The 22,721-nt window shown below is 43.5% G+C and carries 27 protein-coding genes and 1 tRNA gene; 13 read left to right on the top strand and 15 right to left on the bottom strand.

The features are described 5' to 3' along the window. Positions 1-144: 144 nt before the first annotated feature. Positions 145-279, bottom strand: coding sequence for a hypothetical protein (locus tag Vsou_RS02840; RefSeq protein ID WP_264890762.1), 135 nt, complete (start codon positions 277-279; stop codon positions 145-147). Between the two features lie 444 nt (positions 280-723). On the opposite strand from Vsou_RS02840, the gene thiM reads away from it, so the two are divergent. Both thiM and Vsou_RS02830 read left to right on the top strand, forming a co-directional pair. Continuing rightward, complete coding sequence (gene thiM, locus Vsou_RS02835; protein ID WP_188602770.1) at positions 724-1,512, top strand: hydroxyethylthiazole kinase; 789 nt, start codon at positions 724-726, stop codon at positions 1,510-1,512. Between the two features lie 51 nt (positions 1,513-1,563). Continuing rightward, positions 1,564-2,565: an acryloyl-CoA reductase gene (locus tag Vsou_RS02830; protein ID WP_188602769.1), complete on the top strand. Its 1,002-nt coding sequence runs from the start codon at positions 1,564-1,566 to the stop codon at positions 2,563-2,565. A 35-nt stretch (positions 2,566-2,600) separates the two neighbouring features. Here Vsou_RS02830 and Vsou_RS02825 read toward each other — a convergent pair. Continuing rightward, positions 2,601-2,721 (bottom strand) — tRNA-Ile (locus tag Vsou_RS02825). Positions 2,722-3,220: 499 nt separating this feature from the next. Then, entirely contained in the window at positions 3,221-3,595 is a 375-nt protein-coding gene (locus Vsou_RS02820; protein WP_188602768.1) for a hypothetical protein, read from the bottom strand. A gap of 210 nt (positions 3,596-3,805) precedes the next feature. On the opposite strand from Vsou_RS02820, the gene Vsou_RS02815 reads away from it, so the two are divergent. Beyond that, positions 3,806-3,973, top strand: a complete 168-nt coding sequence (locus Vsou_RS02815) for a hypothetical protein (RefSeq protein ID WP_229709738.1) — start codon at positions 3,806-3,808, stop codon at positions 3,971-3,973. Between the two features lie 32 nt (positions 3,974-4,005). Here Vsou_RS02815 and Vsou_RS02810 read toward each other — a convergent pair whose 3' ends face one another. Next, complete coding sequence (locus Vsou_RS02810; RefSeq protein WP_229709737.1) at positions 4,006-4,392, bottom strand: hypothetical protein; 387 nt, start codon at positions 4,390-4,392, stop codon at positions 4,006-4,008. A 571-nt stretch (positions 4,393-4,963) separates the two neighbouring features. Here Vsou_RS02810 and Vsou_RS02805 point away from each other — a divergent pair. Next, on the top strand, positions 4,964-5,509 hold the full coding sequence (locus Vsou_RS02805; protein WP_188602767.1) for a hypothetical protein: 546 nt from the start codon (positions 4,964-4,966) through the stop codon (positions 5,507-5,509). A 64-nt stretch (positions 5,510-5,573) separates the two neighbouring features. Here the strand turns inward: Vsou_RS02805 and Vsou_RS02800 are convergent, their stop codons facing one another. Then, complete coding sequence (locus Vsou_RS02800) at positions 5,574-5,804, bottom strand: hypothetical protein (RefSeq protein WP_188602766.1); 231 nt, start codon at positions 5,802-5,804, stop codon at positions 5,574-5,576. 77 nt (positions 5,805-5,881) lie between these two features. After that, a complete protein-coding gene (locus Vsou_RS02795) occupies positions 5,882-7,846 on the bottom strand; it encodes a hydantoinase/oxoprolinase family protein (RefSeq protein WP_188602765.1) in 1,965 nt (654 codons plus the stop codon). Positions 7,847-7,906: 60 nt separating this feature from the next. Here Vsou_RS02795 and Vsou_RS02790 point away from each other — a divergent pair, with 60 nt between their 5' ends. Then, positions 7,907-8,614, top strand: coding sequence for an MBL fold metallo-hydrolase (locus Vsou_RS02790; RefSeq protein WP_054843346.1), 708 nt, complete (start codon positions 7,907-7,909; stop codon positions 8,612-8,614). Here Vsou_RS02790 and Vsou_RS02785 read toward each other — a convergent pair. Further along, positions 8,608-9,333: a maleate cis-trans isomerase family protein gene (locus tag Vsou_RS02785; RefSeq protein WP_054843345.1), complete on the bottom strand. Its 726-nt coding sequence runs from the start codon at positions 9,331-9,333 to the stop codon at positions 8,608-8,610. The two genes, Vsou_RS02790 and Vsou_RS02785, sit on opposite strands and share 7 nt — an antisense overlap. Positions 9,334-9,441: 108 nt before the next feature. Here Vsou_RS02785 and Vsou_RS02780 point away from each other — a divergent pair, with 108 nt between their 5' ends. Then, the gene (locus tag Vsou_RS02780) at positions 9,442-10,755 is read left to right on the top strand and encodes an MFS transporter (protein WP_188602764.1); all 1,314 of its coding nucleotides are present in this window, start codon (positions 9,442-9,444) and stop codon (positions 10,753-10,755) included. 31 nt (positions 10,756-10,786) lie between these two features. Then, positions 10,787-11,680 carry a DUF6282 family protein gene (locus Vsou_RS02775; protein WP_054843343.1) on the top strand — a complete coding sequence of 298 codons (894 nt, stop codon included), beginning with the start codon at positions 10,787-10,789 and terminating at the stop codon, positions 11,678-11,680. A 22-nt stretch (positions 11,681-11,702) separates the two neighbouring features. Here the strand turns inward: Vsou_RS02775 and Vsou_RS02770 are convergent, their stop codons facing one another. After that, the gene (locus Vsou_RS02770) at positions 11,703-12,884 is read right to left on the bottom strand and encodes a thiolase domain-containing protein (RefSeq protein ID WP_188602763.1); all 1,182 of its coding nucleotides are present in this window, start codon (positions 12,882-12,884) and stop codon (positions 11,703-11,705) included. Between the two features lie 38 nt (positions 12,885-12,922). Then, complete coding sequence (locus Vsou_RS02765; protein ID WP_188602762.1) at positions 12,923-14,077, bottom strand: thiolase domain-containing protein; 1,155 nt, start codon at positions 14,075-14,077, stop codon at positions 12,923-12,925. A 110-nt stretch (positions 14,078-14,187) separates the two neighbouring features. Between Vsou_RS02765 and Vsou_RS02760 the strand changes: the two genes are divergently transcribed. The 3 genes from Vsou_RS02760 (at position 14,188) to Vsou_RS02750 (ending at position 16,991) form a co-directional block, all read left to right on the top strand. Then, positions 14,188-14,949, top strand: coding sequence for an A24 family peptidase (locus Vsou_RS02760; protein ID WP_188602761.1), 762 nt, complete (start codon positions 14,188-14,190; stop codon positions 14,947-14,949). A 38-nt stretch (positions 14,950-14,987) separates the two neighbouring features. After that, positions 14,988-16,280: a histidine--tRNA ligase gene (hisS, locus tag Vsou_RS02755; protein ID WP_188602760.1), complete on the top strand. Its 1,293-nt coding sequence runs from the start codon at positions 14,988-14,990 to the stop codon at positions 16,278-16,280. A 219-nt stretch (positions 16,281-16,499) separates the two neighbouring features. Then, positions 16,500-16,991, top strand: coding sequence for a bifunctional nuclease family protein (locus Vsou_RS02750; RefSeq protein WP_188602759.1), 492 nt, complete (start codon positions 16,500-16,502; stop codon positions 16,989-16,991). Positions 16,992-16,993: 2 nt separating this feature from the next. On the opposite strand, the gene Vsou_RS02745 is transcribed toward Vsou_RS02750, so the two are convergent. The 4 genes from Vsou_RS02745 to Vsou_RS02730 form a co-directional block, all read right to left on the bottom strand. Then, the gene (locus Vsou_RS02745) at positions 16,994-17,404 is read right to left on the bottom strand and encodes a secondary thiamine-phosphate synthase enzyme YjbQ (RefSeq protein WP_188602758.1); all 411 of its coding nucleotides are present in this window, start codon (positions 17,402-17,404) and stop codon (positions 16,994-16,996) included. A gap of 40 nt (positions 17,405-17,444) precedes the next feature. Next, on the bottom strand, positions 17,445-17,819 hold the full coding sequence (locus Vsou_RS02740) for a roadblock/LC7 domain-containing protein (RefSeq protein ID WP_188602757.1): 375 nt from the start codon (positions 17,817-17,819) through the stop codon (positions 17,445-17,447). A gap of 136 nt (positions 17,820-17,955) precedes the next feature. After that, a complete protein-coding gene (locus Vsou_RS02735; RefSeq protein ID WP_188602756.1) occupies positions 17,956-18,555 on the bottom strand; it encodes an ArsR family transcriptional regulator in 600 nt (199 codons plus the stop codon). A 208-nt stretch (positions 18,556-18,763) separates the two neighbouring features. Further along, positions 18,764-18,904, bottom strand: a complete 141-nt coding sequence (locus tag Vsou_RS02730; protein WP_188602755.1) for a hypothetical protein — start codon at positions 18,902-18,904, stop codon at positions 18,764-18,766. Positions 18,905-19,006: 102 nt separating this feature from the next. Here Vsou_RS02730 and rfbC point away from each other — a divergent pair, with 102 nt between their 5' ends. Continuing rightward, entirely contained in the window at positions 19,007-19,573 is a 567-nt protein-coding gene (gene rfbC, locus Vsou_RS02725) for a dTDP-4-dehydrorhamnose 3,5-epimerase (protein ID WP_188602754.1), read from the top strand. Positions 19,574-19,965: 392 nt separating this feature from the next. Here rfbC and Vsou_RS02720 read toward each other — a convergent pair whose 3' ends face one another. Next, positions 19,966-20,541: a hypothetical protein gene (locus tag Vsou_RS02720; protein ID WP_229709736.1), complete on the bottom strand. Its 576-nt coding sequence runs from the start codon at positions 20,539-20,541 to the stop codon at positions 19,966-19,968. Positions 20,542-20,587: 46 nt separating this feature from the next. Between Vsou_RS02720 and Vsou_RS02715 the strand changes: the two genes are divergently transcribed. Further along, the gene (locus tag Vsou_RS02715) at positions 20,588-21,826 is read left to right on the top strand and encodes a tRNA pseudouridine(55) synthase (RefSeq protein WP_188602753.1); all 1,239 of its coding nucleotides are present in this window, start codon (positions 20,588-20,590) and stop codon (positions 21,824-21,826) included. 16 nt (positions 21,827-21,842) lie between these two features. On the opposite strand, the gene Vsou_RS02710 is transcribed toward Vsou_RS02715, so the two are convergent. Beyond that, complete coding sequence (locus Vsou_RS02710; RefSeq protein ID WP_054843338.1) at positions 21,843-22,166, bottom strand: 50S ribosomal protein L21e; 324 nt, start codon at positions 22,164-22,166, stop codon at positions 21,843-21,845. A 205-nt stretch (positions 22,167-22,371) separates the two neighbouring features. Here Vsou_RS02710 and Vsou_RS02705 point away from each other — a divergent pair, with 205 nt between their 5' ends. After that, on the top strand, positions 22,372-22,719 hold the full coding sequence (locus tag Vsou_RS02705) for an RNA polymerase Rpb4 family protein (protein ID WP_188602752.1): 348 nt from the start codon (positions 22,372-22,374) through the stop codon (positions 22,717-22,719). The last annotated feature ends 2 nt before the right edge of the window (positions 22,720-22,721 follow it).

Genomic DNA, 22,721 nt, shown 5'->3' with positions numbered 1-22,721 from the left:
ATGGAAAAACTAACGTCCATATTGACTCAAATCAAGCCTCCAACTTTATTTTTTATTTTTTACCATATAATTAAACAAGATTGAATGTTTACCTCATAATTCATACCTGATTACTAGATGGATTCCTTGCCCTTGCCTTACTTGTTAGGTATTGTAATACCTCACTTGGTGTAGCTTCTCTAATTGACCCTCAACCTCCTCATATCCATCAACAGACAACGTTATGTTCACCATAACCTCACACTGACCCTCCCCGCCCTTAAGGGCGAGATTTGACATTCATTTTATCAATGCCCTCTACCTGAGCATTTCCCTAACAACCTAACCATATAATGCTCAAAGTCTCTAAATCCAAAGCATTCCCTTTTTCAACAGAGCGATCCGCAATCACCTTATCTCCCTCCAAGTCCTCCTCTTCTCCTTCCATGGTTTTTCCGGCTCTCGGCAAGTCTCTACACAGCCCTACTCAATTGGCCAACTCCCTAACCAACTATTGAACGTCGTCGGTACACAACAAGCCAATCATGATAAACATAAAATTCATTCTTAAGTTCCTTGCTCATTCATTATCGATGTGGGACTGAAATTAATAAACCTAGCGACACTATGTACAAAGCACTACATGCTAAGGCATTCCATGTGGTGTATCTCCGTATTGTGTCTTTCTTAACTTATGAATAATATATTTAATATTTATTAATAAGCATGTTATTGAAACATGCGATGACTAATTATTGGGATGATCTACAGACCATTAGGAAGAGAAGGCCCTTAATTCACCACCTAATGAACTATGTGGTTATGAATGACGCAGCAAATGTAACCCTTGCCGTTGGTGCATCACCAATCATGGCACATGCTAGAGAGGAAGTTGAGGAGTTAGCTGCTAAGGCTGATGCGTTGTATATAAACATTGGTACACTTGATGATAGATGGGTAGAGTCCTTCTTATTGGCTGGTAAGGCCGCAAGTAAGAATAATGTGCCTGTTCTCTTGGACCCAGTAGGTGCCGGTGCAACTGGGTTCAGGACTGAAACAGTACTAAGGATCCTCAATGAGACTGAGGTTAGTGTGCTTAAGGGAAATGGTGGAGAAATGATGGCCCTGGCTGGAGTGGCAGGTATGATCAAGGGCGTCGATGCCCTTGGCGAGGCTAATCTTGATGTTGCTGAGAAGTTAGCTAGGGAGTATGGAGTAACTGCTGTGATTACAGGACCCAGGGATTATGTATCTGACGGTAGGAGAAGCGCAATTGTTAGTAATGGCACGCCCATGCTACAGTACATAACTGGCAGTGGTTGTATGGTTGGTTCCGTAATTGCCAGCTTCATGGCCGTGAACAGGGACTTCCTAGTCACCTCAGTGGAGGGCTTGGTCACGTTTGAGGTAGCCGCAGAAAAAGCTGAGAGGAGGTCCTATGGACCCGCTTCGTTAAAGGTAAACCTCATTGATGAATTATACAATATGAAACCCGGCGATTATGAATTAGCTAAAGTTGAATTTAAGGGGTAATTACCAGTAATTAAGGAATTCCTTAAAACATAGCAATCTCGCTATTAATTAATGAAGGCCGTCGTCGTTTATGAGAAGGGTAAGTACGAGATACGTGATGTACCAATGCCAAAACTAAATGACGGTGACGTATTAATAAGGATAAATTATGCGGCATTATGCTACCGAGACTTACTTCAACTGGCTGGTTACTACCCACGCATGAAGTATCCGGTCATATTGGGTCACGAGGCTGTTGGCGTAGTGGTTGAGTCCAGGGATCCAAGGTTTAAATCAGGGAACAGGGTTGTACCATTACTTCATGAACCTGATGGTGTTTGTGAATTCTGCCTGCGTGGCCTCGACTCGTACTGCATTAATGCACTTAGTTATGGTGAGAACATTGATGGTTTCTTTGCCGAATACGCCAGGGTGTCAGGGAATGCATTGGTTAAGGTACCCGATGAGGTGCCCGATGAATTAGCTGTACTTGTTCCATGCGTCATAGCAATGGTATACAAGGGACTCAGGAGGGTTGGTTTGACTCAGGGTGAGACTGTCGTGGTGACCGGAGCAAGTGGCGGCGTCGGTATACACGCCGTTCAATTAGCAAAGGCCCTGGGTACTAGGGTTATAGGGGTTACTAGGTCTCCTGAGAAGGCTGGTTTCATTAAGCAGTTCGCTGATGACGTGATTACTGAGGGAAAGTTTAGTCGGGTTGTTAAGGATTTAACAGGAGGCATAGGCGCGGATATCGTTATTGAGGCAGTTGGTACACCAACCATTGAGGAGTCAATAAGGAGCCTACGCACAGGAGGTAGGTTGGTAATAATTGGCAATGTAAATCCAGACGAAGTCTACCCACTAAGGCTTGGCCACCTCATATTAAAGGACATATCACTAGTTGGAAACGTCAGATCTAACAAACCCGATGTAGCAGAGACATTAAAACTACTAAACAAGAGCTCCATTAAACCAATCATAGCGGCCACATACCCGCTGGATAAATTCAACGAGGCGTTGGAGCACATGAAAGGTAGCACGAGAATAGGCAAGGTACTGATCAAACCTTAATGGAATGCAACATAGTGTTAGTAAAAAGCGATGAATGGTGGGCCCGCCGGGATTCGAACATTCCCCGCGGTTAACCCGCGACCGGGACCTCCCGGTTATCAGCCTTACGCGGGGCGATTGCCCCAGGGCGCTCCAACCTGGCTGAGCTACGGGCCCTCGCTCTTAACGCCTTACTCGTGTTTTTATGTTTTTCTTCCCCCATGGTTCACCTTGTTTACTCCCTAACATTGGTGCCATTGCATCTGGAATCAGGGCTGCATGTTTATGCTTATTACGAACTGCGATGTAACATTTAGTACATTTAGCATTGTCACGTGTGCGTTGCCTTACTAGTTATGTCTTTTATAATATGAATATTGATAATTAGTATTAATTCTTCATAATATGATACTATATTTTATAATATTAATTTATAATCTATTGCATATCCAATAAAATGATAAATGAAACTAAAAACTCTGTATAGATGAGGTTACTTATTTTCTAGTTGGATCATCCCTAAGGACTCACCCAGGCCTTGCCAAGGGTGATCTACCTTGAGGACTCATTGCCTTATTCTTGCTAATTCCTCTTGATCCTAACACGTACATTGCATCCTACTTAATAACAGGACTTATTAACTATAGATCCTCAATACCAGTGTTTTACCCGGGTATTACTTAACGTACTCGTAGATCAAGTTTCCCTTATCATTAAGTCTCTTCCTAATCCTACCTCTACCACTTAGGTTCTCAATGGCCTTGAGAATATCAGCTACCCTAAGCCCCTTGGACTTACCCCAAGCCATCAATTCCTCCTTAGCAATAACTCCCCTACTCATTATGTGACTTAGGATGGCATCCTCAATACCCGATGATTGCTGAGGAGCGGCCTTCTCGGCGATCTTAGTCTCAGCAGCCTTCGCCTCAGTCGGCTTGGTTGCTGGCTTCGTCTCAGTCCTTGGTTTTTCCTCAGTGCCGTAAAGGAATGAGGTTATTGATACCGTGCCCTGCTCCTTACTCTCCTCCTTCTTCCTAGCTCTTTTGGACACGGGTGTATTACCATGTTTTAATTTAATAATACTTACTGTCGCTGTACATGGAGTATTACGGAGCAATCATTTATAAGGGGTTACGTGCCGAGACAAAGCGATGATCAGTTCAGAGAGTAGGGGTTGGGCGTTGATTGCATGGGTGCTCTTGATAATTGGAGCAATAGTAGCCCTTTATTAGACAGGGATAATTATGTTAGGTACTGAGCTGTGAAGTCAATTGGATTTACAATAGTCATCATTATTGTGTGGATACTCGTCGAGATTGTACCGATGATATTTACATTCATGATAATAATACCACTAATGCTGAAGGTGCCATACGGACTCGGTGTATTCCTGGCATGGTTAATTGACGCGCTTAAGGCATTAAAATGAGCGGGTTAGGAGGGTCTTACTGCTGTAGATCCTCATGCAAAACCTAAGCCAAGTAATCTGGTGAACTCCTCTAGCCCCCTCCTAAAGTCACCATAAATCACTACCCTATGCCACCAACCATGCCAGTTCCAATTACGGGCAACATTACTCGCGTTACCACTGCCTATGAGATTTGTTGCGCAGGCCCGTGGTAAATACTCATTATCTATTGACCTATATACATGAGCCGTTAATAATTGCTCCTTGGGATTAAAACCAACAATAGTCACCGGCTCATTCGTGGGCAATTTAACATGCGCTGATGCATGATTAGTCCCTAGGTGAGCCTTCGTTATTATAAGGTACCTCAGGTTTGTCACTACCATGCAGATTCGTTGGTGCACAGCAATGATGATATATGAACTCACCTCTCTACTCATCAACACCCACATTCGCAACAAAACCACTTCTGTTGAATATGTACTTGGTGATTAATATTAGCACGGTAGCGTAGGGATCGGCCTCACAAATCGGTATTGTCCCATCATATTAGAGCTGCATATGGCCGAGGCATGACCAAGCCCTTAAAGGCCTATGTTATAGAGCGCTATGTAGTCTACGGCCATTACATTAACGCCTAATTCCCTCGCGGCGTTTCTCATGGCCACGTAGAGCCTGGCAGAGTTCTTAGTTTCATCCATCGAATAGTTATAAACAACTTCAGCATTCCTAATCCACCTATTTGTCCATTCATTGGCTTCATCATCGCTGACCTTATTGAAAAACCTATTTCAGAGATTCTGGTGGACTGCCTAGGTCACCAATAACGGGGTCTATGAAGACCACTGGTATCCTTATCCTTGAGTTCATATTGATTAATCATTATTGGCGTTTTTATTTTTATTTCCTTTAAATGAGCAATTGAATATTAGAATAAAATAATTGAAACTAGATGGTATTCTTAGAAAATTAAAGAAAAATTTAAATAGGAAATACTTGGTTCTTCATTTAATGAAATACAATATAAATACGGGTAGTATGGATCTTTCACACATAATTCTAGTAATCACTTTGGTCATTTTAATGATCGCAATACTTGCACCATTTCATTTTAATGTGATCAGCCTAGAACAAACGGTATATTCGTTAATGAATTCATGGAATAATAATAGCGATAGCAATCCAAGTTATGTAAAGGCAAATGCTACATTAAGTGTGACACATGATATGACCATCATAACAATAAGTATCAGAAATAATGGTAACTATCAATTAGTATTAGGCAGCACAGCAATAATTGGTTCAGCACAATGTAACCTGGAACCCTCAATAATAATACCACCGCAAAGCACCGGTGAAATAACATTATCCATTTACACAATGGATGACACAACAATGGATCCAATAACAGTGAATGTTGGAGGCAATGCATACTCAACTGGAGTACCTCAGATATTCTGCTATGGGGCGCACTTTGACCTGACAGGTAATAATGGATTTGTGATAATATTTAGCATAGTTAATGGTGGTGATATTTACATAAACGTGAATCAATAACTTATTTTTATCAAGTCTCACCTGAGGTAATTATAATACTAGAACCCTTGCCCGTCTCAACACCCTAAATAAACCAGACAATGGTTGCCATAAGGTCCATGTTCCAAACACCCACATTAAGTATTAGGAATTGGCTTAATGATGCAGAAACTGCCCATATTGATTCAGGTATTAATGAATTGATTGATATTGCCCTGACCAAATTCACGAAGAGCTCTTCATACTTAAGTTTTATCTCGGTAAAGGAAAGTAACCAATCTGAGACTTGTAGGAAAGAGAGAGATCTAAAGGGCATTAGGGTTGAATGGAGTGTTTGCTTAATCTTCCCTTTTCGTTGGGGAATTTCCATGAATCATTTAGCCAAACTGAATTTTAGTGCATCATCCTTACTTCACCATGCCCACTAATCATGACCCTCCACCTTGGTGGTACCACTATGGTTGATCCGTACTCCTCGATTATCGCCGGTCCCTCAATCACTTGAGTAATTGGCATGTCATCACGCCAGTAAATTGGCGTCTCAACCCAATCATCGAAATAAACCCTCCTGAAACTCCTTGGTTTGGCCTCGCCCTCAGCCTTTGGCGACCTAAACCTTGGCTTCACCCTCGTTATTACCGCGAATACCCTAATCGTCACAACCTCAATGGGCTTATTTAACTTAAACCCATACGTTGCATGATGCCTATCATTGAAAGCCCTCTCAATATCATCTACACTTGCTGGTCTCCCAACGGGTATTGTTAACTCCCAACCCTGGCCAACATACCTAACATCGGCATACCTAAGGAAGTAATCAACCCTACCCAACCTACTAAGCAACTCATCCTCAAGTCTCCTAAACCCATCCTCGAGGTCCTTTGGGAATGAAATCCTAGCCTCAAACTTTTCATCAGCCATTAACAGTCCGAGGGCGCTAAAGGCGCCGGGCTCTGGCGGTATAATCACTGAATTTATGCCCAGCTCCTCAGCTATGTAGGGCGCGAATTGAGGACCAGCACCACCAAAAGCCATTAGTGCGAATTCCCTTGGGTCAAGACCCCTCTCGACAGTCACAAGCCTAACCGCCCTAGCCATCTCAATGTTTGCAAGTCTAACGGCCTCAAGAGCCGCGTTAATGGGATCACCAAGCCTCGACAGGCCCTTAATCGCGGCATCCCTATCAAGCCTCATCTCGCCACCAAGTAGATACTCACCGATCCTGCCAAGGGCCACATTAGCATCAGTCAATGTTGGTTCCCTACCACCCCTGCCATAACACATCGGCCCCGGATCTGCACCAGCACTGATCGGTCCTACCCTGAGTGCCCCGGCCTCATCACGCCAAATAATCGTCCCACCACCACTCGAGACCTCGGCAAGATCAATAAATGGGAACCTAACTGGATACCCACTGCCCTTGACCAACCTGCCGTGATGAACTTCACCACCAACTTCATACTCCGTTGTGACCTCAGGCTCATGCTTGAGTATTGAGGATGCCTTAGCCGTGGTACCACCCATGTCAAAGCCGATCACGTTCTCAACACCAATTAACTTGGAAAACTCAGCAGCGGCCACAGCACCAGCGGCGGGCCCGGACTCAATTAATTGAACAGGTCTTTCCATGGCTTCATTAGCATCTATAAGACCACCTGCGCTTGACATTATGTAAAACCTGCCAATACCAAGCTCCTTAAGCCCCTCGGAGAACCTAGCTACGTACTCACTGACTATTGGCATAAGAACTGCGTTGACTACCGTGGTTGAGGCCCTCTCATACTCCCTAGGCTCAGGGGCAACTTTGCTTGATAGGCTCACGTACTTAAAGTACTTCCTAAGCACGTCACCCGTGGCCTCCTCATTAACTGGGTTAATGTATGAATGAAGGTACGAAACAGCAACACTGATAACACCCATCGACTTAGCCCTAACCGCGTACTCCTCAATCTCCCTGGGATCAATTTGCTTAGCCGCAGTACCATCAACCAAAATCCTCTCATTAACCTCAAATCTAAGTTCCCTTGGCACCAGGGACCTCGGCTTATCGAAGAACAAGTCATAAAGCCTAGGCCTATTTTGACGCCCAATTTCAATAACGTCCCTAAAACCTACCGTAGTAAACAAAGCAACTCTTGGTATCTCGAGACCAACTTGACCAAGCAATGTATTAGTGCCGATAGTTGTCGCGTGAAGAACCTCGGAGATTGGCTCCTTAATCCTCCTTAAGCCGTCAAGCACGGCAACCTCAGGACTCCTCGGGGTACTAAGTACCTTGAGTGAGTATATGGTACTATCATCCCTGAGTACCACGAAATCCGTAAAGGTACCACCAACATCAACAGCAACTATTGTCATGAATAATCCGAAAGAGATTAACACATTAGATTTAAATCTTTGTCCTCGAATTAAATTGATATGCATAGATGGGAAATATTGCTACCAGGCATCCCGCTAATCACAAACTTAGGATTTTTAGGTCTTTGCAATGTTATTCTAATAAAAATCGATGATAAGTACATGGTCTTTGATCCTGGGCATTACGGGAATAGAGAACCATTACTTTCTGCGCTACATAATAGGGGATTGAACGTTAATGACATCGACTATGTCGTACTGTCTCATCTGCATTTTGATCACGCAATTAATGCGTTGCTATTCCCTAAGGCGAAAATTATTATTTCAAGAAGTGAAATAGATTACGCGCAGTCTAATCCTAGCGATCCATACTTAGCAACATACTTAATTAATCTAATCAGGGATAGATTAACTATTGTTGATAATAACAATGGGCTTCTTGGCGCAAGGTTCATATTATTACCTGGGCATACGGGTGGAACCATGGGACTTTTACTTGAGGATAAGACATTACTTGCAGGCGATGCTATTAAGTATGTATCTGAGGCGTTAAGTAAAAAAGCGACGTTTACTTATTATAGTAATGAACTGGCTAATGAAAGCATTAATAAGGCATTAAGTATTGCTAAGGCGGTGGTTCCAGGACATGATGCACCCTTTATTGTTGATGGCAACTCATTAAGGCCACTGGGAAGCGAACCTTTTAATTTTCAATTAACCTTAAGGGGTCGTATAAAATTAACTATTATTGATGAAAATGCTTATTGAATATCACTGAATAACATTCCTAAATCATAGTTTAGCTTTACACGTAACCCTAGTTCCTTTAAGACCGACCATAATGTTGCGCTATTACTACTTACTACGGGTTTATTTATTCGTCTTTCAATAGCACCAATAACCTCGAAGGTTCTCCAGTTAGTGCATGATATGAATAATACGTCAAAGTCCGGACCAGATTGGTTATAAGCATTTAAGGCGGTTTCATAAGCAGTTCTTGGGTCTAGTGAACCAATTACCGTGTTATCTACAATACCGAGTCCACGTATATTAACGACTTTAAACCCATGTGCCTCAAGAAACTCCTTCTCCTTAGTATTTAACTCATCTATGTATGGCGTGACAACTAATACCTTACTGGCATTCAGCTTCTTAATAGCATCAACAACCGCGCCTGCTGTGGCTACAGCCTTAACCTTAGTTAAGCGTTCAATTCTTTCCTTAATTTCAACATGGTGATTAGGACCCTTGAATAGACTGCCTGTTGTGCATGCATAAGCAATAATATCAGGACTAATTGTACTTAACTCCAAGGCCGCCCTCTCTGTTTCTCTTTCCATTTCTTCAAGACCTTTTAAAGTGACCTCTCTAAGCATGATCCTAGAGCTATGTATAGTGGCCTCTGGTTCCCTAATTGCACGATTAAATTCCCTCTCGACTGTAGTATTTGACGATGGAATTATTACACCGATCTTAAACCAAGTCATTACTTTATATTTAATAATGAATTATTTAAACTTTCATCTTTATAATTTATATAAAGCTTGATAAAGTAAAACTTAAAAATATAACTATATAATTATTTCTGATTAAATATGGTTTCAATGAGATTGCTTGCGATAATAAGTACAAGTGTAGGTATCGGATTTGAATGGTATGACTTCTTTCTTTATAGCTTACTAGCACCCGTTATAGCTGAGTTATTCTTCCCATCAAAAGTGGCGGTATTATCTTTACTATGGTATTACTTAGTATTCTTGATAGGCTTCCTAGGCAGACCACTTGGCGGCATTATTTTTGGCCATATTGGTGATAGGCATGGTAGGATCTATGCCCTTTACTTCACATTATTGTTCGCTGGCATAGCATCACTAGTGGTGGCATTTTTACCTACATATTATCAAATAGGCATTGTCGCTCCAATAATACTTGCAGCAATGAGATTCCTGGATGGCGTTGCCCTGGGCGGCGAATGGGGTGGTTCGTTCTCACTAACATCAGAATATATCAATCCAAATAGGAGGGGACTTTATTCAGGTATTCTTCAGTCAACGGTATCAATCGCATCATTATTAATAAGCGGCCTAGTATTATTATTGACGTATACATTGGGCTCTGCTGGTTTTCGAGCAATAGGCTGGAGGATATTATTTGGCATAGGCTTCATAATTGCAATACTTGGTATCATTGTTAGATTGAGGGTTGAAGACTCACCTGTGTTCAGACAGTTACAAAGTAGGGGCCAGGTAGTTAAGAGCCCGTTATCGGAGGCTCTAAGAAAGCATTGGAGACAAATATTGATTGCCCTATTCCTTGTTGGTGTCTTTAACGGTATTTGGTACTACATGAACTACTCCTTCTCAATAGCTTATGCAACGTCAATAGCAAAGGAATTCAGTAAGCCTTATGTTGCTTATGCCGTGACACAGTGGGGAATCCTGATAGTCTCAGTAATTGGAATATTCGCATCAATACTATTTGGTTATCTTTCTGACTTGTTCGGTAGAAGACCACAAATGCTTGCGGATGCAATATTCGGCATAGTCTTCGCGTGGCCATACTTCTTAATGCTCCTAAGTGGTAATCCAACGCTGGTGGTTATTGCCATAATATTGGGTGGATTATTTGTTTATTATTTGGCAGGTGCAATAACACCCATTGTATTGGTTGAGATGTTCCCACCTCAAGTCAGATACTCAGGTATATCGTTAGCCTATCAAATTGGTGTTGGATTCCTCGGCGGTTCCGCACCATTAATAATGACATACCTAATCGCAGCAACCCATAATATTTACTCACCAATATATTTCATGATTGGCACTGGCGTGCTGGTATTGGCCATGGTCTTACTGGTTGGTGAAACCAAGGGAAGGCTTTACATGGGTGAAGAAATACTTAAGCAACAGTAATTAAAACAAGAATTCCTTGAAAATTAAAACCATGATGATTGATATTAATTTGCTAAAGGGCGCCTTTGATTTACATGTTCATAGTGCTCCTGATATTGTGCCCAGGCTCCTTGATGACGTTGATTTAGCTAAGCTATATAGGAATTATGGCTTTGGCGGTTTTATCATTAAGAACCACTACTCACCAACCTACGATAGGGCCTACTTGGTTAGGAGGATTGTGAATGGTATTGATGTCTTTGGAGGAATCGTGCTTAATAACTCAGTTGGTGGCTTAAACCCAAGGATAGTTTATATAGCTGGTAGATCAGGGGCTAAGATTGTTTGGTTCCCAACAGTTGACTCAATAAATGAGAGATCATCACTGCTTAATTGGCGAGGTAAGCCCAACCCACCAGCATGGGCTAAGGCTCAGCTTGAGCTTTATGATAGGGGATTACTTGGTAATGCCTTGAGTATATTTGATGAGGATGGTAGGATCAAGCCTGAGATTGATGAGATCCTTGATATAATCAAGGAGTTTAACATGGCATTAGCCACAGGCCACCTAAGTCCAAACGAGGGCATACAGTTAGTTAAGAGGGCTGTGGAGCGCGGCGTTAAGAAGATAATCATTACACATCCTGAATTTCCAACGACTAGGTACAACATTGAGCAACAGAAGGAACTAGTAAACTACGGTGTTTACTTCGAGAGGTGCTACGAATCCGTACTTGCAAGTAGGGCAGATATTAATGATATTGTGAGAGCGATTAGAGAGACTGGCATTGAGAGAAACATATTATCAACGGACCTAGGCCAGGTACATCATGAACCACCTCCACAGGGTTATGTGGAGTTCATAGAGAAAATAATCAAACATGGACTCACTAAGGAAGAGATAGAGATAATTACGAAGGAGAATCAAAGGAAATTATTATATTGAATAAGTTGACGTGCTGAAATAATCAAGCCCTCATTATCACTACGGTGCTTGCTTGCATTAGGTCGCCCCAGGCATGGGCAAGTCCTGTGTATGCTGGCTTCTTAATCTGTCTCTTACCTGCCTTACCAGCTAATTGCCAGTAGATCTCCGATACCTTCATAAGTCCTGCTGCGGCTATTGGATTACCAACACCCAGCAACCCACCAGATGGGTTTATTGGTAAATCGCCGTCTCTCTGCGTAATGCCCTCCTTAGTTAGTTTCGGTGCCTCGCACTTTTTGGCAAGTCCAAGCCCCTCCATGTGATGAAGTTCCTTATAGTCAAATGGGTCGTATACCTCGGCAACGTCAATTTCCCTCCTAGGATTCGTAATGCCAGCCATTCTATAGGCCATTTGGGCAGCCACGTTGGCATACTCGGGGAACGCCAGGTCCCTGTTGGTCCAGGATGTTGTGTCCAGCGCCCAACCAACACCGTCAATCCAAACCGGAGTGTCTGTCTGTCTCCTGGCAGTATTCTCATTGGTTACTACGATGGCTGCCGCACCATCACTTACTGGCGAAATGTCGAGTAATTGAACAGGCCATACCAACACCTCGCTCTTAAGCACGTCGTCCACAGTTATGTTTGCTGCCACCTGAGCTGCTGGGTGGTCGAGGGCATTACGCTTATTCTTTACGCTGACGAGGGCTATGTCCTCCTTCTTAGTGCCGCACTTATACATGTACCTGTGCATCTCCATTGCAAATATCCAAATTAAGTTCGGCTGAAGCGGTACCTCGGTGACTGGGTCCCATATGTACCTAAACACGGCCTGCGGATGTGGCATATCGGCACTACTCATTTTCTCCTCAGCAACCGCCAGTACGGTATTACAGTGACCACTCGCCACATGCCACCAGGCAGCTATTGGGACCATAACGCCGGTAGCACCACCAACGTACACCCTCATTGTCGGCTTACCAACACCGCCAGCCCCATCAGCCAAGTACTCACCCTTAAAGTGAACCCCATCAAACGTGTCAGGTGCGGAGCCAATGACCACGCAATCAATATCCTTAAGCGTTAAACCCGCCTCGTCAAGTGCCTGCTTAGCCGCTATCCAGGCTAGCTCCTTTGGAGTCTCTAGCATTCTTCTCCTGAATAACGTGAGACCTGCACCTATTACCGCGGGCCTGTGCTTAACGTGTATATTCCTACTCATAGATCATCACCCGTAACTAAGTTCTTAAGCATTACCGATCACCTACTCAACACGGCAACAACACTTGTCGTAGTTGGTAAGCCACGCCATGAATGAATAACAGCCCTCTCAGCCCTACTCAACTGCATCCTACCAGCCTCGCCCCTTAATTGAAGCACTGCATCAACTAACCTGGCAAGCCCGTGAACCTCGAGCGGGACACCCTCACCAAGCGCACCACCACTTGGATTTACTGGGAATAATCCATCCCTATCAAAGGCACCCTCAAGGAGCAGTTTATGGGCCTCACCGATTGGGGCAAGTTTCAACGCCTCTATGAATTGTAACTCCTTGAAGCTATACCTTGAGTCAACCTCTGCGAAGTGAAGCTCCTTAATCGGGTCCTGAATACCAGCCATTTTATACGCTGCCTCGGCAGCCCTCATGGCATGAACTGGGAACTCCCAATTATGGAATTCAAGTGAGGGTTCCTCTGTGACCCAGTGTATGCCGTCTATCCATATTGGCGTGTCTGTGTACTTCCTGGCCACATCCTCACTGGCCAACACCACAACCACTGAGGCATCCACAAAGGGTGCAATATCCAACTTAGTTAATGGTGATACCACGTAGGGTGAACCCAAGACCTCGTCAATTGTTACGTTAGCACCATAACTAGCCCTCTCATTATGGAGGGCATTCCTCTTGTCCTTAGTTACCACGTAGGCTAATGCCTCCTTAGGCACGTTATGCCGTACGATGTATACCTGGGCCTCCAATGCTGCCAATGCGTGGTAGTTCGGCATGTTTATTGATCTCACGGTTAATGGGTCCATGGCGAACAGCATTATGTCATGAATATTGGTTATGTCACTTGGTTTTGCGTGAGATTCAGCTACTACCACGTCCATTTGCCCAGTCTTAATCATCATGTAGGCATTGGCTATGCATTGAAGTCCATCACCTGTTGTCGTGAATACTGGCTTTAAGGTGCCACCAATTGGTTCTGGGGCGAATTCATCGGCTATGGCGATTCCCTCCCAGAAGTCTTCCTGGCAACTGGCGAAGGCATCAACGTCAGTCCTTGGATTTAAACCACCTGCATCCTCATATGCGCGGGCAGCGGCTTCAAACATCATTTCTCTAAATGATACTTCCTCAACAGCAGGCCTAAACCCATACCAACCAATCCCAATAATTGCAACCCTCGACATAGTAATTATAACCAAAGGATACTTTTAATTTATTACCTAATTGGCACCCACGTAATGGTTACCTAGGCATTAATCTTAAAGAGTAGTTGTAAATTCCCATTATGAGAATTATGTTCAGTATATATCAAGTGCTTGCAGTGGATTACGTGGCTGTCGTAATAACTCAACTGGTGGCTTCCATTCAGGACTTGATGACGAGGGAGATCAGTGATTGGGTGTGGATCATTGGCTCAATAATATGCATACCACTAGGCGCCTATGTAGCGTTAGGGCTGGGTCAATTACTTTTATACGTAATTGGCGTGATCGTTGGCTCCGTATTTGCACTATTGGCCTATTGGTTGAGGGCAATGGGCGGTGCGGACTCTAAGTCCATAGCTTTCATTTCAGCGTCAATACCAACAATCACGGCACCAAACATGGCGCTAACCGTGATAAACATAACGCCACTATCCATATTAGTGAATTCACTGATAATCGCCCTAATAATCTACATACCCTACAATATAATGCAGAACATTAGGTACGGCAGCAAGTGCGAAGCATTAACTAGGGTTAAGGGCATTAGCAAAATAATTTACCTACTAACGCTCATGTGCGTACCTGCACATAGGGTGATCAAGAACCCTAACAATTATGCAATATCTCAGGAACTCACTGGGAGTGAGTTCCAGCCCGTGATCAGGCTCGGCCTTGACGTGGATGACCCAAGGGAACCACTGCTTGAATGGCTCTCCAGGGGTAGGATCAGTATTAGTACGCCGGTCCTTGTGTCATACCATATACCATTCATAGTGCCAATAACCCTTGGACTACTGATGTACCTAGTAATTCATACAAACTTCCTCACGATTATACTGGCGTCACTGTGAATATGAAAGTTTTTATTTAGCCCTCTAACGATGGTAATGTGGTATTTGACGATAAGGACCTAAGGCCTGTTAGGGGGATGAGGGACTTAACGCCTGAGGAGTATTACCCAATGTTGCAGGTTTTTGATAAGTTGGCTAGGATCGCCGAGTCCTTTGGTTACCTAAGGATTGAGACACCGGCTCTGGAGTATTACGAGATACTTAAGGCCAAGGCTGGTGAGGACGTAATTAACGAGATTTATTACTTCAAGGATAAGGCTGGTAGGGAGGTTGGGCTTAGGTTCGACATGACAGTCCCAGTGGCCAGGGTCGTCTCGTACAGGGTTGACGTACCAAAACCGATTAGGTGGTATTACATTACGAAGGTTTGGCGTTACGACGAGCCGCAGCACGGTAGGTATAGGGAATTTCATCAATTTGGTATTGAATTCCTCGGTACATCCAGTGTTAGGGCTGATGCTGAGGTACTTGCGGTGGGTGTTGAGTCGCTTAGGGCGATTGATATTGGTGACTTTAGGATAAGGATAAATGATAGGAGGGTTATTGATCAATTACTAAGTAAAATCGGCGTAACTAATGAAGTAAAGCCCAGCGTCCTGAGAATCATGGATAAGAGGGGCAAGGTTACTGAGGATGAATTACTGAGGATGCTAAGGGATTTGGGCTTGAATAATGATGCTTCCCAGGAAATACTTAGGTTGGCGAATACCAGTGAGACCCTTGACAAGGCCATTGATTCATTTAGGGAGCTCGGGGTTGGTGAGGAATTCATTAAGTACCACAGTGAGTTAATTGAGTATCTTGACATGTACGGTGTGCGTAATTACATGGACCTGGACATGGGGATAGTTAGGGGCTTGGATTACTACACAGGTATTGTCTTCGAGATGTATGTACCAGATTACAAATTATCAGTGGGTGGTGGCGGTAGGTACGACAACCTAATAGAGATCTATAGTGGTAAACTAATGCCTGCCTCAGGCTTTGCCATGGGCATAGAGAGATTACTGGAGGTCCTTGAACAAAGAGGGACACTTAAACGCGGCACTCCACAAATTGATTATTACATATACGTAGTGAGCAACGAAGTGAGCCACCTATCCCTTGGTTATAAATTAATGAGAAGCCTAAGGGCAAATGGGAGTAAGGTTGTTATTGATACCGGTGAGAAGAGCCTGAGGAGCGCCCTTGAGTATGCGTCTAAGATAAATGTAAAGTACTTCGTGATAGTAGGCCCTAGGGAAATCTCGCAGGGCGTTGTTAAGGTTAGGGACATGAGTAACTGGAGCGAGAGGGACATACCCCTCTCTGAATTCGGTCTCAATACATAACTGGCCCTTCATACTGAGGTTTCTCGTGACTAATGATGGGTATCACCAACCATGGTACAATACCGGGATTAACAGTTTAATAATGTCATTAGTATATACGTAATTACATACGGAAAGTCTTAGTTCATGTGCATACTGACATGTGATGATTTTTTAATGAGAAAAGACAAAAAATAATGAGGCTAATAATTAATTAAGGGGTTTAGTACTAATACTACGATGGTTAGGGAGGAGAGTTCGGGTAATTCAAAGTACTTAAAGGCTGATCTTTTGGATGTAATTGAGATACCGGAGGAGGGCGTTGCAGTCATGCTATTCACAACTGAGGAGTGGGATGAAAAGGTTTTACCCATTAGAATTGACATAACAGCATCATTCTCAATAAAGAAGGCCCTAGGTCTAGTTTCATTTCATAGACCACTAACGCATGACCTGCTTGTTGAACTTGTTAACAGGCTTGATATAACCGTTGAGAGAATCACCATAGATGCCATGATTGATGGTGTTTACCTATCAACAATATTCATTAAGGACAATAGGACAAACGAGACATTCCAACTGGACGCGAGACCGAGTGACGCCACGGCAATAGCCGTGAGACTGGGCGCACCAATATACGTGGCTGACCACCTAATAGCATACGCAGAACCACTCGAAAACTATAGAGAATTGAGGGCTAGGTACGGCTTCAGCTTCAACAAGAACCTTTGATCCTACTCCCCAATAGCGACCAGGACTATGTTCCTAACCCTAGGCCCATCGAAATCAACCAAGAAGACCTCCTGCCAAGTACCCCTCCTTAGCTCGCCATTGATTATTGGCAGTACGTAGAATTGCTTAAAGATAGCCGTTAGTAGGTGGGCATCTCCATTATCATCAATCTCATTGTGAAGATAATTGCCGTTAGCGGGGACTAATTTCTCGAACAAGTTCTCATAGTCTACTCTAATTCTTGGTTCATCTTCGTTGGCGAAAATCGCGGCTGTCGCATGTGGCAGGAATACAAGTACCAGACCATTCCTTATTCCTGTTCCCTTTACGAAGTCCTCTATATGGCTTGTTATGTTTATGACCTCCCTCCTTCCCTTGCTGCTTATGGTCATGTCCTTCGTTATTACCTTCACACTGTGTTTGATCCCTACCTCTTAGTAAAGTTTTTGATCATTACTTCGTTTGCTTGCTAATTATGCCTATCAATCTCTCGAGCTCGAGCATTGTTAGACCTATTGTTGAGTCGTCATTGCCCTGGACGAGGACACCGAATACCAGATCGCCATGCCTCTTAATTATTATGTATCCTGTGCGTGATTGAACAATTACGTGGGTCGTTTCTTCACTAAGCAATTCCTTACTGACCCTATCCCCAACGGCGCTTAGGGAAGCCACCATAGCAGCCACTCTGTCAGGGTCCGTGCTTATCTTTGATGCATGTGCAATTAGTAACCCATCAAGTGACGCTATGTAGACACCACCGATGTTCACGGTGGTGGTTATAAAATCCTGGGCAATTTTATTTAATGTTTCACTTGTCTTCTCCATTATGGTATTATTCAATTCCTAGAAATATAAACATATCTCTAAAATGGGCTCGATAAATCCAATATCCATAAATAACCCTCAATGCATGGCGAGTTACGTAACTATTACCACGCTAACAGATAACGGTCTATACACGTTACCTCTTGATAATCAACCTCCACCCACTCCTCAGCTTCCTGATTAGATCCCTCCTGATTAACTCCCTGAATAACTCCACGTATGCCTCACTTGGTTCACCACCCCTTAACTCAGCGCCGTACTTACGGGCCAGGGACTTAACATTATTAACGCAGGTCTGTCTAAGCGGGCATGAGGCGCAGTAATTGCTTAGTGGCTCACCATTGATTACCAGTAATCCGTAGATTGGGTCTATGAAGGCGCCCTTGTTTGTTGATAGGGTTAGCATTATTTGCCCGTTTATGTCCTGTACCTCATAAACCACGTATATATGCCCGCTGGGTAAGTACCTGCTTCCGCTCTTAATGACCCACCCAGTACCCAGTAACCTCCTTAGGTGTCTTGATAACTTACCTCTCTGTAGGCCTGTCTTCTTCATTATTTGGGCAAAGCGGTCATAACCATTTATTATGGCAAGTATTATACTGAGGTTTACATTGTCCAGTATGACACTAAAGTCCCGATCCCTCATTAGTACGTATTCGCTATCGTAAGTAGGCATCATCCTCTCCTTATTGCTTAACGTCACCACAATCTCAGGCTTAACTACTGTATTCATTCGATCAATACGTATATAACCATGGACTTATTAACCAATTTCTAGAATTATTTTATCTTACTTTATAAGTACGTACTTAAAATCTCGTCCTTTAAGGTGGGCTATGCAGGCAGACTTTTTTCCTTTCAGTCTCCTTTGAGTACTCCATGCTCCCTATGCGGATGTGCACGTACTCCCCCTACCGATACCTTTTCGTAATTAGGCGTGGTTATGTGAATAATGAGTTAATCCTTAGGGATAGGGCCTCAGGTATCCCAAGGCGTGGCCTAGTCATTGACAGTGAATTGAACGCAAGACTAAACACCCTCAAACGCTGGAACCAGGACCTCGCCCAATACCCCCTAGGCATTACCTGGGAAAAAGAAGGGGTAATGGAACGAGAACCCCAAGAGGGGCGCGCCTCATTAGGAAGCAAGGTATCACTTATTAAGATCAATACTACATCCAATCAATGCCATTCAAGAATTTCACAAGGCTTGAGATCCCTGATGTGATACTAGTGGAACCCGTGTTTTTCCACGATAACAGGGGATTCTTCGCAGAGCTTTATAAGAGGACCGACTTCCTGACCGGTGGTGTACCCCACGATTTTGTACAGGTAAGTCTAAGCAAGTCCAGGCGCGGTGTTATTCGTGGACTCCATTATCAACTCAAACCCATGGAACAGGGCAAATTGGTCACAGTGGTTAGGGGTAAGGTTGTTGATGTGGCTGTGGACATCAGAAGGGGCTCTCCATGGTTCGGTAGGTATGTAATGGTCGAACTCTCGGCTGAAAAACCAAGGCTTCTCTGGGTGCCACCTGGCTTTGCCCATGGTTTTCAGGCCCTTGAGGATGACACGTTATTCCTATACCTACAGACCAAGGAGTATAGTCCGCAGCATGAAAGATGCATTGCATGGAATGATCCAGAGATCGGTATACAATGGCCAGTTAGGGAAGGCGTGATAATAAGTGAGAAAGATGGTAAATGCCCACCACTTAGGCAGGCGGAGACCAACTTCGACTACCCGATATGATCAGCCCTCACACGCATCATCATGAAATCAATCAGTGATTGTTAATCATCACAACAAAGCTTAATACACAGCCCCTTTAAATATATGGCAATGATGAGTTGAACCCACGCCGATCGATGGCGAAACCTAAACCGACTGATAAGACCACATGCCTAAAGCCACCAACCTTCAAATTCAAATTACGTCTATTGCCCCAGTAAAGTCCAGGGACCATTAGAACCCCTAATACGTCGACTACATAATTCCAAGTTCCGCACCTATCACCCATACACGCAACCTGATAATTAATGCAAAGATCTCAATAGAATATTGAGGGGTTTTCCATGCTGGATGGGTTGCGAGGATCGTTATTGATTGACTGAGGTAATTGAATGCATGTGATAGGATTATTGTTAATATGATTGTTCCCTAATGGTTATTATTGGTTCGCCGAGGTTTGCATAGTGCTTTCTCCACTTGTTTCTTAGGGCTATGTTCAGTTCTGGGTTTAGGTGTGTTTTTATTGTTTTTATGAACCTGGCTATTGAGACTCCATCATGGATTACTAGGTAGAGTTTTCCGTCATTGCTTGGAAATACATTGCCATTAATGCCCAGTAGTTTAATTACTATCCTCAATGTGAGCCCGAAGGATTTACTTGGTATCCTAATACTGAGCACTAGGTTTGGCATGTCGAGCCCTGGCTCTGGGTCTAGTAACTCACCGTAGAAGTCGTAAAGTCCCCTCAGTAGTTCGATCCAGTCATTAATGTTTAAGAGCAGTAATAACCTGGTTGGTTTTTGAAGGATCCTGTTGATTTCACTGCATAACTCGCCTGGTGCGCTTATTGAATTATTTAATATTACGATCCCCGGTTCCATGGACCTTAGACGCTCAACAGCATCTAAGAAGCCCTCTATACTTCTCCATTTTACCATGCATTCATTCATAAATGCGCCTACTGCGTAGGTATTCACGGGATTAATCACCTAAGTTATATGTTTTAATACTTATTATATTCCGTGATTGCGTGGTATGAGCCTCGAAAAGGCCATGGACATACTGAGGAAGTACCCACTTTGTGACCACTGCCTTGGCAGGTTATTCGCCAGGTTGGGTACTGGGCTTAGTAATGAGGAGAGGGGTAGGGCGATTAAGGATTACTTATTGATGAGAATTCATGAGAAAATAATAAGCGAGGGTTTAAGTGATGAACTGATTAATGATTTGAGGGTATTAGCCCTAAGTGGGCATGAACCGAGCATAAAATTCCTGAGGAACCTCAGTATCGAGGTTTCCCCAACTACGTGCTATGTGTGTGGGAATTCCATTTTTAATAGGCTTGATGAGTGGGCAAGGAATATCGCAGAGAGTCTGAAGTCTCTGGGTGTTGAGTATAGGTCGTTTAGGCTTGGTAGTAGGGTACCCATTGATGTGTTGAGTAGGGAATTGAACATAACCACGGAATTTAATATATCCAGCTCTGAATCCATTAAGCGTGAATTGAATAGGGAGCTGGGCAAGAGGGTTTCTTCAATACTCGGTGTTCAATTTAGTAGGGAGGAACCTGATGTGGAGACCATAATTGACATAGCCACGGGCTCCGTAACAACACAGGTAATGCCAATCTACATACTTACTAGGTATAGGAAGGTCCATAGAGTGGTTGGCGATAGGGAGAACACTAGGTGGCCCATTGACCGCGTAGTTCAGGCATACGGCGCACAGGAAGCTATAGTGCACGCGGGTGGTGACGATCCAAGTGCCGCCAGGGTTCTCGGTAACGGTAGACCAGTGGTAATTCAAGTAATTAGACCAGGAAAAAGACTGGATATTAAGGACATTAGCCCGTTACTAATGGATCCAAACTACGATGTGCAGCTTGAGGAGCCCTCGTATGTTAAGAGCTCCATCATAATGAAGATGAAGGCTAGGGTTAGGGATTATGTAATTACGTATAGGGTTCTCGCCATTGCCGATGATAATGTCACGAATGAAGCCATGATAACACTTCATGACTACTTTAGGAATAGGCAGGTTGCCCAGAGGATTAGGCATGGACGTAGGATTAGGAGGAGGATTAGTATGGTTTATGAACTTAATGGTAGTGTTGTTAGGGGTAGACTCGTGGAGTTCCTAATTAAGTGCCAGGGCAACCTGTACATTAGGGGCTTTGTGCATGGTGGTTTTGGCGATGTTGAACCAAGTATAGCCGGTGTATTAGGTATTGGTGTTAAGCCAGTGGAAATAGACATACTCAACATAACTGACTAGAATGACTGGGTGGCGTTTACGAGGCTGATGGTTTCGTCCCAACTGATTGCGCATTGAATGGTAAGATATGATCAGGAGTTGTTATTATGATCTTTCTCTTGCTGCCTACATAGATCTCTATTTCGTACGCCTTACCCCTCTTTCCAATTATGGTGCCCACTTTTCCCTGGTATCTCCTATGTGGTGCAGTGGTTATGAATGTTGGGTCTATATTAATGATTACCTTATCACCTACCCTGTATTCGTAAAGCCACTTAGAAATACCCGGTCTGCCCTTCTCCCTTGGTTTCTTTGTGAGTAGCTTCCTTGATTTGTAGCGTAGGCCATGTGTTCGGTGCACGTTAAATCCCCAATCATCATCACCTCAATGTGTATTTAAGCATTCCGTTTCATTGATTATTCAGCATGCAGGGCTTCCTTAAACCCATTTGATCGTTGCATGTTTTTCTTAGTATTACGCTGTGCATGTTGTATCTACGTTATGTCACTTAATCAATTAGTATATGCCTAATCCTTAAATAGGGATTTTACCTAGGGAATTAACTGTGGTTAAACGTATTATTAATGCTGAGGACATTTCTACGGCTGAGGCACTAAGGATTATCGAGGATAAGGTAGTCAATAGTGGCATTGGTGCTAATGACGAAGTAGTAAATAATACGCTGGACTACCTAAGGAGGTTCTTAAAGGTGGATCTTGAGAAGGCGAAGGATTTAATCTCAGAACTGATGAAAAGGTTTGGACTTGCTAAATTAACTGCAATTCAAATAATCAACATAATGCCTCAAACAGCGGATGAACTCAGGATACTACTGGGAAGCGAGAAAAGGGAGTTCAGTGACCAAGACATTGAGAGCATACTTGACCTACTAAGGGGTAGTAAACAGTCCTGAGG

Origin of the sequence: Vulcanisaeta souniana JCM 11219, assembly GCF_026000775.1 — an archaeon.
In the GTDB taxonomy this organism is placed as follows: domain Archaea; phylum Thermoproteota; class Thermoprotei; order Thermoproteales; family Thermocladiaceae; genus Vulcanisaeta; species Vulcanisaeta souniana.
The sequence above is the reverse complement of the archived record's forward strand: the minus strand, read 5'-3'. Positions and strand labels throughout refer to the sequence as shown.